4 protein-coding genes and 1 pseudogene are annotated in these 6126 nt (G+C 51.0%); 4 read left to right on the top strand and 1 reads right to left on the bottom strand.

Features of this window, described 5'->3' with window-relative positions; genetic code table 11:
* Positions 1–143 precede the first annotated feature (143 nt).
* The 3 genes from AC2T28_RS23710 to AC2T28_RS23700 all read left to right on the top strand — a co-directional run bounded on the left by AC2T28_RS23710 (position 144) and on the right by AC2T28_RS23700 (position 1716).
* Positions 144–290, top strand: coding sequence for a hypothetical protein (locus AC2T28_RS23710; RefSeq protein WP_486751086.1), 147 nt, complete (start codon positions 144–146; stop codon positions 288–290).
* Entirely contained in the window at positions 274–618 is a 345-nt protein-coding gene (locus AC2T28_RS23705) for a DUF6634 family protein (protein ID WP_486751085.1), read from the top strand. The genes AC2T28_RS23710 and AC2T28_RS23705 overlap by 17 nt, the downstream gene beginning before the upstream one ends.
* A 615-nt stretch (positions 619–1233) precedes the next feature.
* A complete protein-coding gene (locus AC2T28_RS23700; RefSeq protein WP_486751082.1) occupies positions 1234–1716 on the top strand; it encodes a hypothetical protein in 483 nt (160 codons plus the stop codon).
* Between the two features lie 515 nt (positions 1717–2231).
* Here AC2T28_RS23700 and AC2T28_RS23695 read toward each other — a convergent pair.
* Positions 2232–5009: an ATP-binding protein gene (locus tag AC2T28_RS23695; RefSeq protein WP_486751081.1), complete on the bottom strand. Its 2778-nt coding sequence runs from the start codon at positions 5007–5009 to the stop codon at positions 2232–2234.
* A 713-nt stretch (positions 5010–5722) separates the two neighbouring features.
* Here AC2T28_RS23695 and AC2T28_RS23690 point away from each other — a divergent pair.
* Positions 5723–6109: pseudogene (locus AC2T28_RS23690) on the top strand (MYG1 family protein); the annotation flags it as partial.
* Positions 6110–6126 lie beyond the last annotated feature (17 nt).

Below are 6126 nucleotides of genomic sequence, written 5' to 3'. Positions count from 1 at the left end.
CCCGTGAAATCGAGTTGGAAGCCATTCATCCTGTGATGTAGTGCCGCCAAAACCGTGAGTTTTTCAACAGAATAGGCCGTAATCAAGCTTTTTGTTGCCCGCCATCTGCTTGAGAGGGGTCTACGCAAAATGAAAGGAAGCTCATGGCTGCACCTTCTCTCTACCTTCAAGACGTACTCGATGGCAGCATCGCCGCATTCCGCGCAGCCCTGAGCGGGACTGATCCCGACGGCGAAGACAAAAACGCGCCGACTTTTGGCCGACTACCTTTTCGTGCTACACGGGCGTAAATTGAATCTGCAGATCTGGACCACGGGCCATCCACTTTTGGGTTCAACCATCGTGACAACCTCGATGCTCATTCACGTGACAGAGGACAAGCGATGGGCCAGAACGTTCTCGCGCTGGTACCGGCTTGAGAACCCAAGGCAGGTCGACACTTTAAAGTTCTCCCAAACATTGAATTGGAAAGTTTCTGCCCATCGGTGGGGGCCGACGCGATCGGTATTCCTCTACGCCTGGCGCGGATGGTACTGGCTCAAAGGCATTGAGAGTTGGCCCGAGTCGCACTTAACAAGGGTGCAACGAGGCCGCTGCAAGTCTAACTCGCATCGATAAAAGTTGGCCATCTCAAAATCTATTTCGTGTAAGAGGTTGGAAGTTATGGAAAATTATAGGAAACATTATTCCGGTAATTTGTTCTGCGAACTTTCACAACCACCGCTTACCTAAAGATTGGGCAAGCAACGAAAGCCAACGAAGAGGTTAACGGCAACAGTGAAAACGAACGAATACGAAACGGCTGGGTTCGGGGGGGCGCCCAGCTGATACCCCGAACCCAGCCGTCCTCTGAGGCAAAATTCCAGAAGAATAGCACGAAAACCACTCGACCGTATTTCGGTTCGAGACCACGAAGCTTGTGCTTTGAGGCGAAACAAAATGCAGACCAACAGTCGAACAACACCAATTTAACAATCCCGTCGGTCACCCGCGTTGAGCTGGGTGATGACACCTTCTCTTTGCCCCGCGAATTCCTGGAGCGCGAGTTGCGCCGCTCGCATAGAAAGTCACTGCCGAGCCGTGCGAAACGTAGGATCCCCAAGTCATCGAAGGGCCACTTCGTCAGAGAACGGGTCTTCAACCATGGCGAACACCGTCAGAGGCTAGGCTTTGGAAGTTTGACCGAGCACAACGCCGCGCTGTGCTTTATCTACCGTCCAGATGTTATAGACATTGAAGAGCAAACTGGCGTCGTTGCCGTTTGTCCGCCCAAACGGCAAGACGTCCGAGCACTTCTTTGATTACCGAGTTTCATTCAGAAGTGGTCGCCGGTTTTGTATTTCGGTCAAGCCAGAACGGATTGCCCGGACCTTCGAGTACCGGGCTACGATGGACCGCATCAAACAGGCAGCCAATGGTAACATTTGCGATGACGTGCGGACAGTCACAGAGGGCAACATCCATCCGATTGAGCTCCATAATGCAAAGCTGTTCCACTCGGCTCGAGATCCTGAACCCCAGCTTGATGCATTCGTCGTTGCGGGGCTGAAGACGGTCGATAGGCCAATCAGCGTCAACAATTTCCTTGCTCTGATTGGCGTCGAGGGTGTCGGATTTTGCAGCACTGTTCGGGCGATCCGCTTTGGGCAAGCGAAGCTTTTTAGACGCGAGAAAATCACCGGCAGGAGCTTGATCGTTGGCGAAGCGGTCGACTGACGGCGTATCCGTTCAAAAAGAAGCTCAAGGTCCTGCTTGATACGCTCTGGGATGCTGAGCGTCCGACGATCAAGTCTTTTGTTTAGAGTGTTCAGGCTGCCATAGATGCTGAGAATGAACGCCGTGAGCGCCTTCCGGTTCCTGCATCGAAACTCAAGCGCCCAGGGTATGATCACATCTCTGGCAAAATTCGCGAGCTAGCGCCGCTTGTTCATGCCTTGCGAAAGTTCAGTAGGGACAAAGCTTACAAAGACCTGCACACTCTGGGAATGGGTATTGAGACCTCCCGATTGCTCGAGCGTGTCGAAGTGGATGAGTGATCTATTCAAAGTGACACGACTGTCCTTTTTCGACATTCGTGACCGGCTGGTTGGGCTCCTTCAAAACAGGAACTGATTTGGTTGCACTGAATGACTACGATACCTTCGGCGCTAAAACTCCCCTTTGAGGGAACATCGGGTGATGCAAAATCCTCTCTGTTGTCCGTGCCCGTTTTTATCCAACTGATCCTTAGATCAAGCGATCAGAGATTTCTTAATTGCGGCCAATAGATCTGCGCGCATGATGGGTTTCATCAGGCGAATGTCTTCAGATCGCAAACCGTTACCCTGTACAGTTGCCTCGCTCGCGTAACCGGACATGAAGACTACCGGGAATTCGGCTACTATCTCGCGAACTGCACGGCTTAATGCAGCCCCCTTAAGGTTTCCAGGCATCATGATATCCGTCAGGAGTAAATCGAATGTGGGATTTGCCTCAAACAATGCGAGGGCCTCATCCCCAGATCTTGCTGTTGTTACGACGTAATTTGATTTTTTTAGAATTTTTATCAGTATTGAAAGAACATTTTCATCATCCTCGACAACAAGAATTTTCTGGCCATTGCCCTGGAGACTTTCCACATTCACCAGCGCGGCCACTCTGATGTCCACCTCATCGTAGCGTGCTTTAAAATAAAGTTTGAAAGTCGTTCCAACACCAGGCTCTGAGTAGACCTGTACCGTGCCGCCAGACTGCTGCATGAAGCCAAATATCATTGACAGGCCAAGGCCTGTACCTTTGTCGGGAGCCTTAGTTGTGAAGAAAGGCTCAAATATACGTTCCAATGATTCAGCCGGAATACCATGTCCAGTATCGCTGACTGCCAGCATTACATACTGACCAGGCGCCATCTTCTTCTGGCGCGCATCAAGGTATCCTTCGTCAAAACGCACGTTCATAGTTTCGATTGTAAGATTGCCCCCTTCCGGCATGGCATCTCGGGCGTTAACGAGCAGGTTCAATAGCGCGCTTTCTGTCGAACTGGCGTCCGCCATGATCGGCCACAATTTCTCCCCCAGAGACGTTTTGACTGTAATACTAGATGGCAGTGTGCGTCCGGCCCAACTGTGGGTTTCATTCACCAAATCGTTGAGATCAATTAGGCTGGGGTCCAGACTTGCTTGGCTTGCGAATGCCAGCATGCTGCGTGTCAAATCGGCCCCTCGCTGGGCAGCGGTGAGACTATTGTTTATCAGGGTCAGGTGTTGTTCATCCGCTTCATCGTCGCGCAACAGCTCAAGGCTGAACATAATTGCAGCCAAAAGGTTGTTGAAGTCATGCGCCACACCTCCAGTTAGTTGCCCAATGCTATCGAGTTTTTGGGCGCGGTCTGCCACTTCTTGTTGAGCGCGCATGTGCTCTTGAGCCCTAACGTCGGCGGTAACATCAGTAACGAACCCGTCGGTCAGTATGCTCCCATCCGTCTGAAGAGTACCATTGGTGTGAGTTTCTAACCACTTACGTTCGCCGGAACGCGTTGTAACCTGATACCGATGTGAGTAGGTTTCACGATTTTTCACTGCATCAGACAGAAGCTGTTTTAATTCTGCTGTACCATCCGGATCAATCGTAGCTTCAAGAACACCTTTAGTGGCGTAGACCTCTTCTGGCGTGTAGCCCCAGATCTCTTCACTTTTTGAGCTGACGTAGATGGCAACAGAACCCTCATCTTCAGATACCCTACGACTGAGAACCGCCCCTGGAAGGCTGGTAACAATCCGTTCTAGTCGGGCCTCGACCAGGGCACTTTGCCTCACGGCTTGGTGCCGTTTTGATATGTCACGAACGACTAAGACAGTCTCATCACTCCCAGCTATTGGGCAAAGGCGCGCCTCGCGGAACCGCAGTTTGCCCTCAAACTCCAAATTGTACTCCCAGCTTACAATTTTCTTCTTGGCTCGCTGCTTCGTCATGTTTTCTTTTAGCAAGGTGGAGGGGCCAGGCGGCAGTGTATCGAAAACCGTGTGACCCAGATGTGCAACTGGATCATCGCTAATGGTAAGCCCGGGATGAATCCGATAGTCCAGAATAGTCCCATTTTTGTCGAGCCGAAAATAGTTGTCCGGCAACGCATCAAGTAAAGCTTCCATTTGCTCAGCCCGTGCCGACGTAGCATCGTGCGCTCGCTTTAGATCATCCTGCAGGCTAACCAGAGCCTTGCCGATCTGACCCAGTTCATCACCACGATTTGCCGTTGGAATTTCACTATCCATATTGCCCGCAGCTAAGGCATCCATACTTTCGCAGATTTTTGTGACGGGTCGAATGATGGTCCGAGTGGTGAACCACACTATTAGAAGGAGGCCAAGCCCGGCCAAAGCCACGCCAATCAGGATGTTTCGCGTCAACTCAAGTGAGGCAGCCAGGGGAGCTTGGACATTTTCACGTACTTCCAACACTCCCCGCACATCTCCCAACTGCCAATCGGTCTTTGGCGAGTCGGGGTGTGAATTGTGACAGGAGACACAGGTCTGGGCCACCATCCGATCTGCCACTGCAACGCGAAGAAAGGTCACGCCATTCTCGACTTCCTGACGCGTGAATGTGCCTTTTGGATTTTCGTTCAAGTAGATCCAGGCCTCTTGCATGAAACTGTCCACTTTGCGGTTTGCTCGATCTGGAAATGGAAAGGCGCTATATAGCAAGAGGCTAATGTCCTGATCGGCAAACAGCCTGCTAATGTCGTGGACAAATGTGGCTGGAAGCGGAATCATATTCGGGTCGTCTTTGTGTTCGACCCCAACTGAGACATTGCTGGAAGCCTCGACATCCATAACCACGTTCTCGGTGTAGTATCCTCGAATTCTCTTTATTTGGTTCGCTACGTTGGTTGCTGATGACGTCGCAAAAGCAATGGTGCTGTTTTCCAAGACGCGCGGAATGACAAACCAAGCGACGCCCATACACAGAAGGAAAAACAGTGGGATTGGTATGGATAATCTAAAGGCAATTGACTGAACTACTTTTCGCATTTTGCCACTCCATACTACCTGAAGGGTATCGCATCCAACTTGACCTCATGAATGAGAGCACCTTGTGCGTACAACTATTTAGCTCGCCTAGTGAATTGAGAAAGAATACTTCTACTGTTCCATTGCGTGAAGAAAGTTTTCGAAAACGAAACCAATTAGGAGTGCCATGAAATGAGTTGATGATGTTTTAAGCCCGCCAACACTGTAGAGGACGTTTCGAAACTGCGGATGTCGGCTTCCATTTATGCATCAATTGCTAGCCTGAATGTTCCACACAGCGGTTGTTCGAACGAAACGCGGACTGGTCGCATGCCGTCCTTTGTCCCGGATGCTGCACTGCGCATCAATGTGTAGAAGGGCTGTGAGCAGCCGTTAGATGTAAATTCGCCAAGGTTTGCTCGGGGTCGTTCGTTCGCTACCGTGAGGGGAGAGAGAAGTGGCCTGATTGCTGCACCATACGAATTTTGGCACTAAAGGCGAACGTTCGCTGCAGGGTCGAGATAATCAATGCTTCACCTCGAAAGGGACGTCCAAGGAGTTGTTGATTGGGCCAAGATCTAAGAAGACGCATCCGTGCTGATCGAAGTATGTTTTCTCTTCTTCAATCTAATTCTTGATCTGGCTGCATACCTTTGACAAACAAGCCGTGACATCCTTCTGATGGCGGCCATCTGGTCGCCTTTTCCGTTTGACCAACCTGTTGGAACGCTCACATGACCATCACCCATCTTGTCACCCATTCAGGCGGCTTCCATGCGGACGAGCTGTTGTCTTCTGTGGTGCTCACACGCCTGTTTCCTCAGGCGGAGCTGCTACGTAGTAGGGATCGGCAATGGGTCACGCCGGCGGCTCATAAGATCATTTTCGATGTAGGAGGTGCTTATGATGGCGAGGCGCAGATCTTTGACCACCACCAACGTCCTGGTCCGCTGCGTGAGGGTGGTCAACCGTTCAGCTCCTTTGGTCTGATATGGGCGCATTATGGGCGGGCCTATCTTGCGGCGATGGATGTACCAGGGGATGACATCGAGGCCATCCATTCTAAGTTTGACATCAAATTTGTGCTGCCAGTTGATTTGTTGGACAACGGCGATCTCGACGGTATTATTCGACATCA

Source organism: Parasedimentitalea nitratireducens, from assembly GCF_057444295.1.
Note: the sequence above shows the minus strand (reverse complement) of the source record. Positions and strands in the feature narration are given on the sequence as shown.

Excerpts from the sequence above, each read along its gene's own strand:
- AC2T28_RS23710 (WP_486751086.1), top strand. The coding sequence starts at position 144 with ATGGCTGCACCTTCTCTCTACCTTCAAGACGTACTCGATGGCAGCATC.
- AC2T28_RS23695 (WP_486751081.1), bottom strand. The coding sequence starts at position 5,009 with ATGCGAAAAGTAGTTCAGTCAATTGCCTTTAGATTATCCATACCAATC.